At 73.7% G+C, this 15,946-nt stretch carries 14 protein-coding genes and 1 pseudogene; 8 read left to right on the top strand and 7 right to left on the bottom strand.

Annotated elements, in window-relative coordinates; genetic code table 11:
• Positions 1–18 precede the first annotated feature (18 nt).
• The 3 genes from RDV89_RS13820 (at position 19) to RDV89_RS13810 (ending at position 2,991) form a co-directional block, all read left to right on the top strand.
• Positions 19–1,272, top strand: coding sequence for a sensor histidine kinase (locus RDV89_RS13820; RefSeq protein WP_315733651.1), 1,254 nt, complete (start codon positions 19–21; stop codon positions 1,270–1,272).
• Positions 1,269–1,946 (top strand): response regulator, encoded by a 678-nt coding sequence (locus RDV89_RS13815; RefSeq protein WP_315733650.1) that lies wholly within the window; start codon positions 1,269–1,271, stop codon positions 1,944–1,946. The genes RDV89_RS13820 and RDV89_RS13815 overlap by 4 nt, the downstream gene beginning before the upstream one ends.
• Positions 1,947–2,025: 79 nt before the next feature.
• Entirely contained in the window at positions 2,026–2,991 is a 966-nt protein-coding gene (locus RDV89_RS13810) for a DMT family transporter (protein WP_315733649.1), read from the top strand.
• Positions 2,992–3,022: 31 nt separating this feature from the next.
• Here the strand turns inward: RDV89_RS13810 and RDV89_RS13805 are convergent, their stop codons facing one another.
• Complete coding sequence (locus RDV89_RS13805) at positions 3,023–3,487, bottom strand: type III secretion system chaperone family protein (protein WP_315734250.1); 465 nt, start codon at positions 3,485–3,487, stop codon at positions 3,023–3,025.
• Positions 3,488–3,564: 77 nt separating this feature from the next.
• Positions 3,565–4,818, bottom strand: coding sequence for a D-inositol-3-phosphate glycosyltransferase (gene mshA / locus RDV89_RS13800; protein ID WP_438823282.1), 1,254 nt, complete (start codon positions 4,816–4,818; stop codon positions 3,565–3,567).
• Between the two features lie 86 nt (positions 4,819–4,904).
• Here mshA and RDV89_RS13795 point away from each other — a divergent pair, with 86 nt between their 5' ends.
• Positions 4,905–5,723, top strand: coding sequence for an SDR family oxidoreductase (locus RDV89_RS13795; protein WP_315733648.1), 819 nt, complete (start codon positions 4,905–4,907; stop codon positions 5,721–5,723).
• Between the two features lie 6 nt (positions 5,724–5,729).
• Here RDV89_RS13795 and RDV89_RS13790 read toward each other — a convergent pair whose 3' ends face one another.
• Entirely contained in the window at positions 5,730–6,311 is a 582-nt protein-coding gene (locus tag RDV89_RS13790) for a DinB family protein (RefSeq protein WP_315733647.1), read from the bottom strand.
• A 153-nt stretch (positions 6,312–6,464) separates the two neighbouring features.
• Between RDV89_RS13790 and RDV89_RS13785 the strand changes: the two genes are divergently transcribed.
• From RDV89_RS13785 to RDV89_RS13775, 3 genes are read left to right on the top strand one after another with little or no spacing between them, the layout of a single operon-like run.
• Complete coding sequence (locus tag RDV89_RS13785; RefSeq protein WP_315733646.1) at positions 6,465–7,739, top strand: iron-containing alcohol dehydrogenase; 1,275 nt, start codon at positions 6,465–6,467, stop codon at positions 7,737–7,739.
• Positions 7,740–7,752: 13 nt separating this feature from the next.
• Entirely contained in the window at positions 7,753–9,159 is a 1,407-nt protein-coding gene (locus RDV89_RS13780) for a MadS family sensor histidine kinase (protein WP_315733645.1), read from the top strand.
• A complete protein-coding gene (locus tag RDV89_RS13775) occupies positions 9,156–9,842 on the top strand; it encodes a MadR family response regulator transcription factor (protein WP_315733644.1) in 687 nt (228 codons plus the stop codon). The genes RDV89_RS13780 and RDV89_RS13775 overlap by 4 nt, the downstream gene beginning before the upstream one ends.
• A gap of 40 nt (positions 9,843–9,882) precedes the next feature.
• Here the strand turns inward: RDV89_RS13775 and mftM are convergent, their stop codons facing one another.
• The 4 genes from mftM to mdo all read right to left on the bottom strand — a co-directional run bounded on the left by mftM (position 9,883) and on the right by mdo (position 15,045).
• On the bottom strand, positions 9,883–10,836 hold the full coding sequence (gene mftM, locus RDV89_RS13770; protein WP_315733643.1) for a mycofactocin oligosaccharide methyltransferase MftM: 954 nt from the start codon (positions 10,834–10,836) through the stop codon (positions 9,883–9,885).
• Entirely contained in the window at positions 10,833–12,383 is a 1,551-nt protein-coding gene (locus RDV89_RS13765) for a VWA domain-containing protein (RefSeq protein ID WP_315733642.1), read from the bottom strand. Before RDV89_RS13765 ends, mftM begins: the two co-directional genes overlap by 4 nt.
• 27 nt (positions 12,384–12,410) lie before the next feature.
• The gene (locus RDV89_RS13760) at positions 12,411–13,655 is read right to left on the bottom strand and encodes an AAA family ATPase (protein WP_315733641.1); all 1,245 of its coding nucleotides are present in this window, start codon (positions 13,653–13,655) and stop codon (positions 12,411–12,413) included.
• A 97-nt stretch (positions 13,656–13,752) separates the two neighbouring features.
• A complete protein-coding gene (gene mdo, locus RDV89_RS13755) occupies positions 13,753–15,045 on the bottom strand; it encodes an NDMA-dependent methanol dehydrogenase (protein ID WP_315733640.1) in 1,293 nt (430 codons plus the stop codon).
• 407 nt (positions 15,046–15,452) lie between these two features.
• On the opposite strand from mdo, the pseudogene RDV89_RS13750 reads away from it, so the two are divergent.
• Positions 15,453–15,946, top strand: a pseudogene (locus RDV89_RS13750) (hypothetical protein); the annotation flags it as partial.

The raw sequence follows: 15,946 nt of genomic DNA, 5'->3' as shown, positions 1-15,946 counted from the left end.
GATGCGTACGATCACCCCGTGGACCCGACGACCCAGGCATTCGTGGCTGCCCTCCTGGGCGCCCTCGTCGCCGGTTCCGCAGCCTTCGCGTGGCACGTCAGCGAGCGCCTGCAGCGCTCCCCCGAGCCCGAGGAGCCGCGGCTGCCGACCGGTGTCGCCGGCGTGCTGTCCGTGCTGCGCAGCAGCGCCGTGGTCGTCGACGAGAACGACAGCGTGCTCAAGGCGAGCGCCCCGACGTACGCCCTGGGGCTGGTGCGCGGCCGCGACGTCGTCGACGAGGACCTCGCCGGCCTGATCCGCGACGTGCGCCGCGACGGCCAGATCCGCGAGCGCGAGATCACCAAGACCCGCCCCGGCTACCCGACCCGCACGGTCGTCACCCGCGTCGCGCCCCTGCGCGGGCAGCTGGTGCTGGCGCTGATCGAGGACCGCACCCGCGAGCACCGGGTCGAGGCCGTGCGCCGCGACTTCGTCGCGAACGTCAGCCACGAGCTGAAGACCCCGGTCGGCGCCATCCGGCTGCTCTCCGACGCGGTCGTCGAGGCCTCCGACGACCCGGAGGCCGTCGAGCGCTTCGCCCGCCGGATGATGAAGGAGAGCGAGCGGCTCTCCACGCTCGTGCAGCAGATCATCGAGCTCTCCCGCCTGCAGGGCGACGACCCGTTGGAGCACGCCGACCCGGTCGTCGTGGCCGACGTGGTCGAGGCGGCGGTGGACGCCAGCGCCATCGACGCGCAGAACCGCGACGTGACCGTCTCCCACGCCACCGCGGAGGACCTCGTCGTGCTCGGCAACCGCGAGCAGATCGAGATCGCCGTCGGCAACCTGGTCAAGAACGCGATCACCTACAGCCCCACGGGCGCGACCGTCGCGGTGACGGTGCGCGGCGACGACGACGCCGTCGAGATCTCGGTGACCGACCAGGGCATCGGCATCCCGGCGACCGACATCGACCGGATCTTCGAGCGCTTCTACCGCGTCGACCCCGCCCGGCACCGCTCGACCGGCGGCACCGGCCTCGGGCTGTCGATCGTCAAGCACATCGCGGCCGTGCACGGGGGCGACGTCAGCGTGTGGTCCGTCGAGGGCCAGGGCTCGACCTTCCGCCTGCGCCTGCCCCGCGGCCACGACATGCCCCACGAGGACGTCCTCGCCGAGCGCGGCGACCGCGAACCGGTCGACGTGCCCGGGGACGCTCGCGACCTCCTCCACGAGGTCCCCACCCGCCCATCCGCCCAGCACCAACCGGCACAGCAGGAGGAACGCCCGTGACGCGGGTACTCGTCGTCGAGGACGAAGAGAGCTACAGCGACGCTCTCGCCTACATGCTCCGCAAGGAGGGTTTCGAGGTGGCCATCGCCGCCGACGGCAACACCGCCCTGACGGAGTTCGACCGCAACGGTGCCGACATCGTGCTGCTCGACCTGATGCTCCCCGGCATCCCCGGCACCGAGGTCTGCCGCCAGATCCGCCAGACGTCCACCGTCCCGGTGATCATGGTCAGCGCGAAGGACGACGAGGTCGACAAGGTGGTCGGCCTCGAGCTCGGCGCCGACGACTACGTCACCAAGCCCTACTCCCCCCGCGAGCTCGTCGCCCGCATCCGCGCCGTGCTGCGCCGCGGCAGCGAGCCCGACCTGTCGCCCTCCACCCTCGAGGCAGGCCCGGTCCGCATGGACGTGGACCGGCACGTGGTCACCGTGGGCGGCAGCGAGCAGCGCCTGCCGCTCAAGGAGTTCGAGCTCCTCGAGATGTTCCTGCGCAACCCCGGCCGGGTGCTCACCCGCGGGCAGCTGATCGACCGCGTGTGGGGCTCGGACTACGTCGGCGACACCAAGACCCTCGACGTCCACGTGAAGCGGCTGCGCGCCAAGCTGGAGCCGGACCCGAGCGAGCCGAAGTTCCTCGTGACGGTGCGCGGGCTGGGCTACAAGCTCGACCTCTGAGCAGGTTGGCGCCGGATCGACGCTCCGTGACCGTCGCCGACCGCGACGTCGGCGCGCAGGAGCACTAACGTCGGCGGACGTGAGCACCGAGACCTCCCCCGCCGCCGACCCGAGCTGCCCGCCGGAGTCGGCGCTCGCGCCGTCGTCGCCGGGCGGCACGCCGTCGTTCGCGGCCGCCGCGGCGGCGGTCACGCTCGTGCTCTGGGCCTCCGCGTTCGTCGCGATCCGCCACCTCGGCACCGACGTGCCCCCGGGCTCGCTGTCGTTGGGGCGCCTCGTGGTCGCGGCCCTCGCCCTGGGAGTCCTGCTCGGGATCCGGCGCGTGCGCACCCGGCGGGCGCCCCGGTGGCCGGAGCGTCGCCACCTGGGCCTGGTCCTGCTGTGCGGGGTCGCCTGGTTCGGGATCTACAACGTCGCCCTCAACGCCGCCGAGCAGCGCATCGACGCCGGCACCGCGGCGCTGGTCGTGCAGATCGGGCCGATCATCGTCGCGCTGCTCGCGGCCGTCTTCCTCGACGAGCCGCTGCACCGCTGGCTGGTGGTCGGTCTCGGCATCGGCTTCGCCGGTGTCGTGGTCATCGGGCGCGCGTCCTCCGGCGCCGAGCACGGCGACCTCCTCGGCGTCCTGATGGCCGTCGTGGCGGCGCTGACGTACGCCGTCGGGGTGCTCAGCCAGAAGCCGCTGCTGGCCCGCGCGGGAGCCCTCGAGGTCACCTTCGTCGCGACCGTGGTGGGCGCGGCCGTGTGCCTGCCGTGGAGCGGCGAGCTGGTCGGCGTCGTGCGCGATTCCTCTCCCTCGACGCTGCTGTGGATCGGCTACCTCGGCCTCTTCCCGACCGCGATCGCGTTCAGCACCTGGGCGTACGCCCTGGCGCGCACGAACGCCTCGACCATGGCGCTCTCGACGTTCCTCGTGCCGTTCCTGGCCGCGGGGATCGCGTGGGTCGCGCTGTCGGAGGTGCCGCCGCCGCTCGCGTTCGTCGGCGGGGCGCTGTGCATCGTCGGCGTGCTGGTCTCGCGGCGCCGGCCGCGGGCCCGGGCCTGAGCGGGCGGCCGGGCGGGCGCCAGCCGCGGGCTCAGTCCTCGAGCCAGCCTCGGAAGGCCTCGAGGTTGCGCGTCGACTCGCCCCGCTCGCGCCGCCACTCCCACTCGCGCCGGATCGACGTGGCGAAGCCCAGCTCGAGGATCGTGTTGAACGACTCGTCGGCGTAGGTGAGCACCGAGCCGAGGAGCCGGTCGAGGCCCTCCGGGGTGAGCGTCTCGAGCGGCAGCCGGGCGTCGAGGTAGATGTCACCGGTGCGATCGACCGCGAAGGCCACCGCGTACATCCGCAGGTTGCGCTGCAGCAGCCAGCGGTAGACGCCCTCGTGGTTCTCGTCGGGGTTGCGGCACACGAACGCGTGCACCCCCAGCGCGTGCCGCCCCACGTCGAGGCGCACCGGGATGGTCAGCTTGCGCTCGCCCGGCAGCGAGAGGGACAGCACGCCGGGCGCCGTCTCCTCGTGCTCGATGCCGCCGGCCTCGAGGTGCTCGCGCACCATGGCCACGGCCGCGGCGTCGACCTGCTCGGCCGGGCCCGCGGGGTCGGTCGGGTCGGTCGGGTCGGTCGGGTCGGCGCTCACCGGTCGGCCCCGACCCGCATGCTGCGCGCTGCGTGCTCGTACGCCTCCAGCGTGACCTCCGCGCAGCGCTCCCAGGCGAAGCCGCGGGCGTGCGCGAGCGCTCCCGCCGACAGCGAGAGCCGCAGGTCGTCGTCGCGCAGCAGGCGCCGCAGGGCCGCGGCCCAGTCGCTCGGCTCGTGGGTGTCGACGAGCATCCCGCTGACACCGTCGTCGACCGCCGTGACGAGGCCGCCGACGCCGGCGGCGAGCACGGGCGTACCGGCCGCCTGCGCCTCGAGCGCGACCAGCCCGAACGACTCGTTGTAGGACGGGACGGCGACGAGGTCGGCCGCCGCGTACCACCACGCCAGCTCGGCCTGGGTCACCGGCGGCACGAAGCGGACGACGTCGTCGAGACCCAGGCTCGTGACCAGGTCCGCCAGTGCGTCGGGCCGCTCGCGACCCGAGCCCGACGGCCCGCCCACGACCGGCACCACGAGACGCGGACGCAGGCCGGGGTCGCGCTCGAGCAGCGCGGCCACCGCGCGCACGAGGACGTCGGGGGCCTTGAGCGGCTGGATGCGTCCGGCGAAGAGCACCACCCGTGCGTCGGCGGGCAGACCGAGGGCCGCGCGCACCGAACCGCGGTGCTGCGGCCGGAAGCGGGACAGGTCGACGCCCGGGTGGATGACCCGCACACGATCCGGCGGGGCACCGTAGAGGCTGACCAGCTCGTCGGCCTCGCGGTCGGTGTTCGCGACCAGCAGGTCCGCGGCGTCGACGACCTGCTCCTCGCCGATCACCCGGACGGCGGGCTCCGGCTCGTCGCCGGTCGCGAGCGCCGCGTTCTTCACCTTCGCCATCGTGTGCATCGAGTGCACCAGCGGCACGCCCCAGCGGTCGCGCGCCAGCGCGCCCACCTGCCCGGAGAGCCAGTAGTGGCTGTGCACGGCGTCGAAGTGCCCGAGCGGCGCCTCGGCCCCGGTGCGCAGCACCTCACGCGCGAAGGTGCACAGCTGCGCCGGGAGGTCCGCCTTGTCGATGCCCTCGTAGGGGCCGGCGACCAGGTGCGAGACGCGGACGTTCTCCGCGACCTCCACGACGGGCGCGTTGCGCGACGAGGTCGCTCGCGTCATCACGTCGACGGCGACGCCGAGCCCGCCGATGCGGCGCGCGAGCTCCAGGACGTACACGTTCATCCCGCCCGCGTCGCCCGTGCCCGGCTGGTCCAGCGGTGAGGTGTGCAGGCTGATCATCGCGACCCGCTTCACCCGCCACCTCCTCGTCCCTCGGCCCCCGCCGTCCGTCTCGGCGGCCCATTCTCCACCGTCGCGGCAAGTCGGGGAGACTGGGCGTCATGTCGACCCCCGCCACCCCCGCCACCCCCGTTCCGTCCGCTCCGGCCGCCCCGTCCGACGCCTCCGGGAGCGCGCGCCGCACCGCCGTCGTCACCGGGGCCAGCAGCGGCATCGGCGCCGCGAGCGCCCGGGCCCTGGCCGCGGCCGGGTTCGACGTCGTCTGTGCGGCCCGCCGGGTCGAGCGCATCGAGGCGCTCGCCGCCGAGATCGGCGGCCGGGCCGTGCGCTGCGACGTCACCGACGCCGCCGACGTGGCGGCCCTGGCCGAGGTCGTCGGCGGCGAGCTGCACGTGCTCGTCAACAACGCCGGCGGCGCGTTCGGTTCCGAGCCCGTCGAGCGGGCGGACGCCGACCAGTGGCGCGCGATGTACGAGGTCAACGTCATCGGCCTGCTGCAGGTCACCCAGGCGCTGCTGCCCGCGCTGCGGGCCGGGGGCGACGGCCTCATCGTCAACATTGGCTCGACCGCCGGCCGGATCGCCTACGAGGGGGGCGGCGGCTACACCGCCGCCAAGCACGGCACCCAGGTGGTCACGGAGACCCTGCGCCTCGAGCTGTGCGGCGACCCGATCCGCGTCAGCGAGATCGCCCCCGGCATGGTGCGCACCGACGAGTTCGCGCTGGTGCGCTTCGGGGGCGACCAGGCCGCGGCCGACAAGGTGTACGAGGGCGTCGCCGAGCCGCTCGTCGCCGAGGACGTCGCCGACGCCGTGGTGTGGATCGCCACCCGGCCGAGCCACTTCAACGTCGACGAGATGGTGATCCGCCCGCGCGCCCAGGCCGCCCAGCACAAGGTGCACCGCGTCAGCGGCTCCTGACCGGGCTCAGCGGCTGCGCTCGGCGATGTCGGCGAGCCGACCCACGTAGCCCTCCCACCACTCGTCGTCGACCGGCGGCAGGTTGTCGTTGCCGTCGGCCAGGCCCCGGCCGCCGTCGAGGCTCTCGCGCACCACGTCCGCGTGGCCCGCGTGCCGCGCCGTCTCGGCGAGCAGGTGCACGAGGACCTGGTGCAGCGTGACGTCCTCCTCCCACCACGGCACCCGGCCGCGCGCGTCGAGGTCGAGCGCGGCGATGGTGGCCTCGCTGTGCGCCGCGACGCGGCGGTAGAGCGCCGCGATCTCCGCCGGCGTCTCCTCGGCCGTCGCCCACATGTCGGCGTTGGGCTCGGCGTCCGGGCCGTCCGCCTCGACCATCCAGGCGGGCGGGTCCGGCAGCGGGCGCCCGAACACCTCGCCGAGGTAGCCGGCCTCCGTGAACGCCAGGTGCTTCACCAGGCCGAGCAGGTTCGTGCCGGTCGGGGTCGCCGGCCAGCGCTGGTCGCGCTCCGAGAGGCCGTCGAGCTTCCACAGCACCGTCTCGCGGTGGCTGTGCAGGTAGCGACGCAGGGTCTCCTTGGGATCGTCCATGGCCCGGACCGTACGCGCCCCCGCCGACGACGACCGGGCAACGTCGTCGCAACCTCCCGGGAGCCATCCTCGACGGGTCACGTGACGCCGGTCACACGGGCTCCGTGGCGCGACAGGGAGGAGCGGGTCGGTGCCAGCAGACCTCGATCGCGGGTGCCGGGTCGCCCGCACGTCCTCGGCGAGGGCGGCATGACCGCGGTGGCGCCCGAACGGCCGCTCGGACGGTCCGACCACCACCACGGTCGCGGGGCCGGCGCTCCGGACGACGCCCGCGAGCAGCCCGGGCTCGTCAAGTTCCACGCCCCCGAGATCGTGTTCGGGGTCGGCTCGCTCGCCGAGGCCGGCTTCGCCGCCGCCCGTCTGGGAGCCCGCCGGCCGTTCGTGGTCACCGACCCGGGCATCCGCGCTGCCGGCTGGGTCGACGAGCTCGTGACGCACCTGCGCGCCGCCCGTCTGCACCCCGTCGTCTTCGACGCCGTCTCCCCCAACCCCCGCGACCACGAGGTGCGGGAGGCGTACGCCCGCTACGTCGACAGCGAGGCGGACGTCGTCGTCGGCATCGGCGGCGGCTCGGTGATGGACGCCGCGAAGGCCGTCGCGATCCTGTCGGGGAACGGCGGCGACATCCTGGACTACGCGGGCGTCGACCGGGCGACCCGGCCGATCCCGCCGATGCTGATGATCCCGAGCACGTCGGGCACCGGCGCCGACGTCAGCCAGTTCTGCATCGTGACGGACACGGCGCGCTCGGTGAAGCTCACCATCATGGGCCGGGCCCTGGTGCCCGACATCTCGGTGACCGACCCGCGGCTGCTGGTGACGATGCCCTCCGAGCTCAACGCCGCCACCGGGCTCGACGCGCTCACGCACGGCATCGAGTCCTTCGTCTCGCTGGCCCACAACCCGCTGGCCGACAGCCACGCGCTCAACGCCGTCGGACTGGTCTGCCGGCACCTGCGCACCACGATGACCGACCCCCGCGACCACGCGGCGCGCGCGAAGATGGCGCAGGCCAGCCTCGAGGCCGGCCTCGCGTTCACCAACGCCATCCTCGGCGCGACCCACGCGATGAGCCACCAGGTCGGCGGCCTCCTCGACGCCCCGCACGGCGTGGTCAACGGGGTGCTGCTGCCCCACGTGATCCGCTACAACGCCCGCGCCACCCCCGACCGGTTCGTCGATCTCGCCGGCGCGGCCGGCCTCGACGTGGACGGGGTCGGCGGGGAGCGGGCGGCCGAGCTGCTGGCCGCGCACGTGCGCCGACTCGCCGACGACGTCGGCGTGCCCGACGGGCTCGGCGCGCTCGGGGTCACCGCCGAGGACGTCCCGCGCCTGGCGCGCACGACCCTCGACGACGCGTGCCTGACCACGAACCCGCGTGCGGCCTCCGAGGCCGACGTCGAGATGCTGTTCCGCGAGGCGCTGTGAACGGCCGGCGGCCGTGACCGTCGACCACCCCGCGCGGCCCGACCTGGCCGCGCTCACGGGCGTACGCTCCGGCAAGGAGTCCTACTACCGCGCCTACGTGCGCTCCGACGAGCGCACGCAGCGGGCCGTGCGGGCGATGGACTCCATCTCGCGGGCACTGGTACGCACGGTCGAGGGGCCGCGGGGCCTGCTGGAGGAGGTCGTGCGCGCGGCGAGCGCCCACCTCGAGGCCGAGTGGACCCTGCTGGCGGTCGCCGACGCCCACCTGCCGGGTGCGCGTCCCCGCTTCCTCGCGATCGGCGCGGACGGCGAGGTCGCCGACGACGACTCGACGCTGCCACCGTTCGTGCGGCGCGAGCTCGGCGCCGTCCGGGCCGGTCACGCGGTGCGCTCGTCGGAGGACGACCGGTGGGTGCGGGTGCCGATGATGCTGGAGGGCCGCCGGATCGGCAGCCTCGTCGCGCTGCACGGCCTTCCCGTCGAGCCGGAGCCGGGCGACCTGTCGGTGCTGCGGGTGCTGGCCAACCAGGCGGCGGTCTCGTTGCACACCTCGGAGCAGTACCACGCCGGCCTGGCCCTGCACCGACGCGCGCAGCGGCTCTACGACGAGGCGCAGGCGCAACGGCGCGACCTCGAGGCCCGCACGGCCGAGCTGCGCCACGCCGAGCAGCGCCTCCTGGTCGCCCACCAGCGCGAGCTCGTCGACACGGAACGTCACCGGATCGCCCGCGAGCTGCACGACTCGGTGACCCAGTTCGTGCTCTCGGCGGGCATGGCCGTCGAGGTGGCCCGCGGCGACGCGGAGCTGATGGGCGCCGAGGGCGTCCTCGCGCAGCTCACCACGGCCAAGGCGCTGACCGGCGAGGCCGTCGACCAGCTGCGGCGGGCGATCTACGCCTTGCACCGGCCCCACAGCGAGACGGTGGCCACCCTGCCCGAGCTGATGCACGAGCTCACCGACCACCACCGCCACCACCTGGCCGTCGCCGTGCGGGTCGAGGGCGACGTCCAGGAGCTGCCCGCGGACGCGGACCACGAGCTGGCGCGGGCGGTGGGCGAGGCGCTGTTCAACATCGTCAACCACGCCGAGGCGACCCGGGCCGTGGTGCGCGTGCGCTACCGCCGCGACCAGCTCCTGGTCACGGTCGCCGACGACGGCCGGGGCGACCCGGTCGCGCTCGCCCGGATGCTGCGCCTCGAGCGGGGGGCCAGCGCCGACGGGCGGCACCGCGGGCTGGTCAACATCGAGGCCCGCGTCGCCGAGCTCGGCGGGACCCTCGCCTTCCGGCGGGCCCGCATCGGCGGCGTCCGCGTCGAGCTGCGCGTGCCCCTGCCCCTCACCCCCGCCCGCCCGTCGCGTCCCGCCGTCATCTCCGGGCTCGTCCGCCCGGCCGCCGCCCACCGAGAGGAGCCGTCATGACGATCGCGCCCCAGCAGCCCACGACGCAGCCGCCGACCCGCCGGGACACGGTCGGCATCCTCCTCGTCGACGACCACGCCATCGTGCGCCAGGGGCTGCGCTCGATCCTCGAGCGCGAGCCCGACCTGCGCGTGCTGGCCGAGGCGTCGACAGCGGCCGAGGCCCGTGCGGTGGTGCGTCACGTCGCCCCGGACATCGTCCTGCTCGACCTCAAGCTGTCGACGTCGTCGGACACCGAGGGCCTCGAGCTGTGCGCGCAGCTGGTCGAGGAGCACCCCGGTCTCGGCGTGCTGGTGCTGACCACCTTCCTCGACGACCAGCTGGTGCTGCGCGCGATCCGGGTCGGGGCCCGCGGCTACGTCGTCAAGGACGTCGACACCTCCGGTCTGGTGCGGGCCATCCGCGACGTCTCCCGCGGCGGCAGCGCGTTCGACGCCCGCAGCGCGGCCGCCATGGTGCGCGGCCTCAACGCGCCGGCCCCCGCCGCCAACCAGCAGCTCACCGAGCGCGAGCTCGAGGTGCTGCAGCTGCTGGCCCGGGGCCACTCCAACCGCGCGATCGGCGAGCGGCTCTTCATCTCCGAGACCACCGCCAAGTTCCACGTCGGCAACATCCTGCGCAAGCTCGAGGTGTCCCGGCGCGCCGAGGCCGTCTACGCGGCCAGCAAGCTGGGCGTGATCTGACGGGCGTGATCTGACGGGTGGGGGGGCAGGCCGGCCCAGGTCAGCGGTCCAGGTCGACGACCAGCCAGCCGCCGTGCAGCTCGTGCACGTCGTAGGGCCGGCCGGTCGCCGCCCCCCACGCGTCGAGGTCGGCGAGGCTGATCGTGCGCACGTGCCCCCACGTCTCCTCCGCCACGTCCTCCAGCGGCACCGCGACCACGACGCGGCGCCGCGCCAGGCGCAGGGCCTCGGCCAGGACCTGCCGGCCGTGGTCGGCGTCGACGTGCTCGAGCAGGTGCAGGACCAGCACGTTGTCGAAGGCGGCGTCGGGGTGCGGGTGGTGCGCCGCGTCGGCGACCAGCGTCCGCACCGGCAGGTCGAGACGCCGGGCCGTCTCCCCCAGCAGCCGCACCGTGCCCGGAGCGAGGTCCGAGGCGGTCACCGAGCGGCCGGCGGCAGCGAGCCGCAGGCTGAGGAAGCCGAAGCAGCAGCCCGTCTCGAGCACCGAGCCGTCGGCGAGCAGGCCCTCGGCGTGGGCGTAGACGGGGGCGTACTCCGCGATGGTGCCGTGCGCGCCCCCGGGCCCCGACGGGTGCGTGCCGGCGCGCTGCTCCGCGTCGAGCCGCTCCATCGTGTTGCGGTAGAACAGCGCCCAGGCGGCGGCCGGGTCGGGCCGCACCGACCGCACGACGCCGGTGAAGACCCGCTCGAACATCGCGACCCCGCGCAGCCAGCCGGGCCCGAAGAGCTCCGTGGACACGAGCCCGGCGATGTCGTCGTCGACCTGCTCGTCGCGCAGCACGTGCTCGATCCGGATCCGCCGCCCGTCGCCGGCCGGGGTGAGGTCGAAGTGGGTCGTGCGCACCGTGTGCAGCCCGCGCCGCGAGCGGTGCCCGCCCACCGCGCGTACCTCCACGACGTCGTCGCGGTAGGCCCCGTCCGCCGCCACCGGCGTGAAGGGGTCCAGCGGCCGCACCTCCGCGACGCCCGGCGGGTCCAGCCCCGCCCGGCTCATCGCGTCCGCCCGGCGGGCAGCAGGTCGGTCACCTTCTCCAGGCCGGCGAGGTTGCGCACGACCTGCACGCGGCTGCAGTGCTCGGAGTACGCCGGCAGGTCGCAGCGCCCCAGGGCCCACGAGTAGCGGGGCTCCGGCGTCAACCACACGGTCTCGCGGGCGCGGCGGCTCAGCTCGGCGAACGGCTCGAGCCCGGGGTCGCGGCCGTTGCTGCGCCCGTCGCCGAGGACGACCAGCGTCGTGCGGCGGGTGATCGCGCCGCCCCACGTCTCGAGGAAGGAGCCGAAGACGTTGCCGTAGTCGGAGTCCGCGTCCACGTCCAGGACGCCGCCCGCCGGCAGCCCCGCGAGCACCAGGGACAACGCCTCCTCGGTGCGGTGCTCGGCGAAGAGGTCGGTCGTCTCCACGCAGTCGGCCACGAAGGCGAAGGTGCGCACCGACGCGGCGACCGACTGCAGGCCGTGCACGAGGTGCAGGGTGAACCGGGCGGCGGAGCGCACGGACAGGGAGACGTCGCACAGCACCATCAGCCGCGGACGGTCCTCCACCTTCGAGACCGTGACGGGCCGGAAGGGCACGCCGTCGTACTTCATGTTGGAGCGCATCGTGCGGCGACCGTCCACCACGCCGCGGGCCGCGGCCCGCCGCCGAGGACGCGGGGCACCGTGCAGGGACCGCAGCAGGCGCCGCAGCGCCTCCTCCAGCGCGGCCCGCTCGCCCTCGTCGACCGTCTCGGCCTGACGGGCCTCGATCTCCCTGCTCTCCAGGTCGACGTCCATCGCCATCAGCGCCTCGAGGTGCTGCTTCAGCTTCTCGGGCAGCGCTGCGAGGAACGGCGCGAGGGCCTCGCGCAGGGCCGCCAGCGTGGCGGCGTGCTCCGGGTCCTCGGGCTCGTCGGTGTCGTCGGCGCCCTCGCCGTCGTCCAGCCACGCCAGCAGCGTCAGCTCCTCGGCCACCGTCAGCTCGGTCTCGAGCTGGAGGCCCGGGCGGCCGGCGATCTCGCCCGGGTTGCCCGGGTTGTGCATCCGCTGCGTCGAGATCTGCACGCGTGCGGCCTCGCCGATCGTGGCCTGCTCGTCGTCCGAGATGATGATCTCGTCGGTCATCGCGGCCATGTCGATCTTGTTGGCCTCCTGGTGCAGGTTGTACTGCTGCGCCAGGTCCTCCGGCTTGAAGAACTCCTTGATGTCCTTCGGCTTGTCGTGGCTGTGGCCGTCCTCGGGCAGGTCGCCGGGCGTCTCGGAGAGGGTGAACCGGTCCAGCTCGCCGGTGTCCGCGAGGTCGTCGTGGGTGTGGTCGTGGCCGTGCTCCGCCGGGGCGTCGACCACGGCCCGCAGGCCGAAGAAGCGGTCGAAGACCCGCTCGTACGCCGGCAGGTCGCGGCGGTCCTTGACCAGGCACACGGCGAGCGCCGAGCGGAGCACCTCCCGGTCGTCGAGCACGCCCGGCGTCGCGACGGCGTGCATCGCGTCGATCGCCTCGGCGGTGCTGACCCGCACGCCGTGCAGACGCAGGAGCCGGACGAAGCGGTGCAGGGCGCCTTCCATCGTGCGTTCCCTCCCTCGGGCGGTCCGTCAGACGGGTCGCTTGCGCGACCCGGCGGCGAAGGAGCGCGAGCCCTGCCCACTGGAGACGGCGCGGCCGTTGACCGACGTCGTCCCCTGCGCGCCGTAGTAGCCGTCGTCGTGCCGGCCCGGCTGGTCCTTCGAGGCGCGGACGTCCTTGCCGCTCGGGCCGTCGGCGTCGTCGGCTGCCGGCGCTGCCGGGGCCGCCGGGGCGGCGTCGTCCCCGTGTCCGTGGCCGTGACCGTGGCCGTGCCCGTGGCCGTGTCCGTGTCCGTGTCCGTGGAGGCTGTCGGGCACGACCGCGTTGGGGTCCGCGAGCCGCGGCACCTCGCGCAGCGCGCGGGCCAGGTCGCGCTCGTACTTGACGACCACGTTGAGGGTGCTCGAGAGCACCTCGGCGGAGAGCTCGGAGACGCCGAGGACGGCCAGCGTGCGCGCCCAGTCGATGGTCTCGGAGATGCTCGGTGCCTTGCGCAGGTCCAGCTCGCGCAGCTGGCGGACGACCTCCACGAGCCGGGTGGCCAGCGTCGCGGACAGGCCGGTGTCCTTGCTGGCGATGATCTCGAGCTCGCGCTGCGCGTCCGGGTAGTCGAGGAACAGGTGCAGGCAGCGGCGCTTGAGCGCGGCGGACAGGTCGCGCGTGTTGTTGGAGGTGAGCACGACGTACGGCTTGCGCTCGGCCACCACGGTCCCGATCTCGGGGATGGAGATCTGGAACTCGGCGAGCAGCTCGAGCAGCACCGCCTCGAGCGCCTCGTCGGCCCGGTCGACCTCGTCGACCAGCAGCACCACGGGGTCGGGCGAGGAGATCGCCTCGAGGAGGGGCCGCGGCGCGAGGAAGCGGTCGGAGAAGAACACCGAGTCCTGGGCCGCGATCCGCTCGATCGCCTCGTCGAGCGTCGAGGTGTCGGCGACGACCTGGCCGATCTTCTCGCGCAGGATCTGGGTGTAGAGCAGCTGCTTGCCGTAGTCCCACTCGTAGAGCGCCTTGGTCTCGTCCTGGCCCTCGTAGCACTGCAGGCGCACGAGCCGGCGACCCGTGACCGCGGCGAGCGACTGCGCGAGCTGGGTCTTGCCCACCCCGGCCGGCCCCTCCAGCAGGACCGGCTTGTCCAGGCGGGTCTGCAGGAACACCGTGGTGGCCAGGCGGTCGTCGGCGAGGTAGCCCGCGTCGGCGAAGCGCTGCTTCACGTCGTCGACGGAGTCGAGCTGCTGCTCGTCCGCGTCCTGGCGGTCGGTCGGAGTGGTGGTCATCGACGGCTCCTGGCTCGCGCTGGTGGGTCGGGAGGTGGGTGCAGGCGTGGGGCGGGTGCGGCCGGCGCCCGGCCGGGGTCGGGCGCCGGCCGGGGCGTCAGGACAGGAGGTCGTCCAGGTCGCCGGTCATGCAGTGCTCGACGACGGGGCGGACCGTCTCGAACGTGCACTCCTTCGCGTTGCCCGGGGTGCAGGCGTCGCCGAGGACGTGGTTCGTGATCCGGTCGACGTCGTCGGCGTCGCCCTTGATCACGGGGGCGTTCTCGTAGAACTTCGTCGGGCCGGTGCCGAGGCGGTTCTTGGAGTACGAGTCGGCCGTGACGTCGACGAACCGCTCCGGGATGCCCACGTCGCGCAGCAGGCGGATCGCGGCGGCGAGCGCGGCGTCGGCGGCCTGCGGCTTGGTCATGCCGTGGGTGTCGATGCCCATCGCCTCCGCGATGTCGGCGAAGCGGCCGTAGACGGCCGGCATGTTGAACGCCCACACCCGCGGCAGCGCGATCGCGTTGTTGAGGCCGTGGTGGGTGTCGTAGAACGCCGAGACCGCGTGGCTGATCGAGTGGATGATGCCGAGGCCACCGGAGTTGAAGGCCTGGGCGGCGATGTACTGGGCGTACATCATGCCCTCGCGTCCCTTGAGGTCCTGGCCGTTCCAGGTGGCCTCGCGCAGGTTCTCCGCCGTCAGCTTGATGGCGCGGATGGCGTTGCCGAGGCTGGGCTCGAAGTTGAGGCGCGAGACGTACGGCTCGGAGGCGTGCGCGAGCACGTCGAAGCCGCACTGCGCGGTGTAGTCGACCGGGCAGTCGAAGTAGAGCACCGGGTCGTCGATCGCCAGCGTCGCCACCGACGCGTCGTCGAACGCCACGTACTTGTGCGGGTTGTCGGGGTCCGTCGTCGTGTCGGTGATGACGTAGGCCCACGACGTCTCCGAACCGGTGCCGGCGGTCGTGGAGACCGCGATGTGCGGCGGGTTCTTCGGGTTCTCGGACATGTTGAAGCCCTCGAACTCGTTGACGTTGCGGCCGTCGTGGGCGACCGAGACGCGGGCGCCCTTGCAGGCGTCGTGCGAGGAGCCGCCACCGATGGAGACGAACGAGTCGCACTCGTTCTCCTGGTACAGCGCCACGGAGTCCATGACGTTGTAGTCCTTGGGGTTGGACTCCACCTGGTCGTACACGACGACCTCGAGCCCGTGGTACTTCATCGACTCCACGATCTTGTGCACGATGTCCGTGCCGCGCAGGCCCGACGTCATGACGAGCGTCTTGCGGAAGCCGAGCTTGAGGGCCTCGGGCCCGATCATCTCGTGGGCTCCCGGCCCCATGAGGGCGCGCGGGAACGGGTGGAACTCCTTGATGGGGAACGGCTTGAGCAGCTCGTCGACCTGCATGGCAGACCTCCTGGGATCGGCGGATGTGGCGCTCGTCACGGACGCTAGGTCCGCCGTGCGGGGCGGCGACAGGCCAGGATCGCGATCCCGGTCGGAGGGCGGGGGGACCCACCTGCCCGGCCGGACAGGTGCGTCGCTGGACCCGCCCTGCCCACCGCGCCAGCGCCGCCGCGTCGTGGGTCGAGGCGGCCCGGGCGGGGGCGTCGAGCTGCGGGTTGTGCCGCGGTCCGGGGCGTCGAGCTGCGGGTTGTGCCGCGGTTCGGGGCGTCGAGTTGCGGGTTCTGCCGCGGGGTGTGGGTGGGGGTACGCGCGGGAGGGTGCGCAGGTGGGTTGACCTGCGGAAACGTTCTCCACAGATCGGTCAGCGATCCTGGTTATCGAACGCACGTTCGAGTAGAATTCGGGGTATGGATCGAGGGACCCAGCAGCACACCAACAGCCCGTCGCGGGTTGCGCTGCTAACTGTCGCGTCCGAGGCGATGCGGGCCCAACGCGCTGCCGAAGCGGCCGCGTTCTTCGCGGCTGCCGACTACGCCGATGCCCACCTCGACGTGCTGCGCGGCGGCTCGCCCAGCAACGCGGTGGTGGGTGACCCGATCGGCCCGTTGGGCATGTGGGTCGACGACGAGGAGTCCCTCGCGGCGGTGCCGGGTGGGGACCGGTGGCTGGCGTACGGCGGACCCGGTGCCCCGTTGGTGTCGGAGTTCGCGGTTCTCGAACTGATCACTGCGATGGGTCTGTCGCAGGACGCGGGTCGTGCGCTGGTCGGTGATGCGGTCGAGGTCCGACACCGCCTCCCGCTGATCGCGGACCGGGTCGCCTCTGGTGGGGTGCAGGTGTGGCGGGCCCGGCGGATCGCTCGCGCCACGCGGACCCTCACCTTGGAGGGTGCGGGGTTCGT

Origin of the sequence: Nocardioides imazamoxiresistens, assembly GCF_032378595.1 — a bacterium.
Classification (GTDB): domain Bacteria; phylum Actinomycetota; class Actinomycetes; order Propionibacteriales; family Nocardioidaceae; genus Nocardioides; species Nocardioides imazamoxiresistens.
This window is presented reverse-complemented; position numbering and strand designations above follow the sequence as displayed.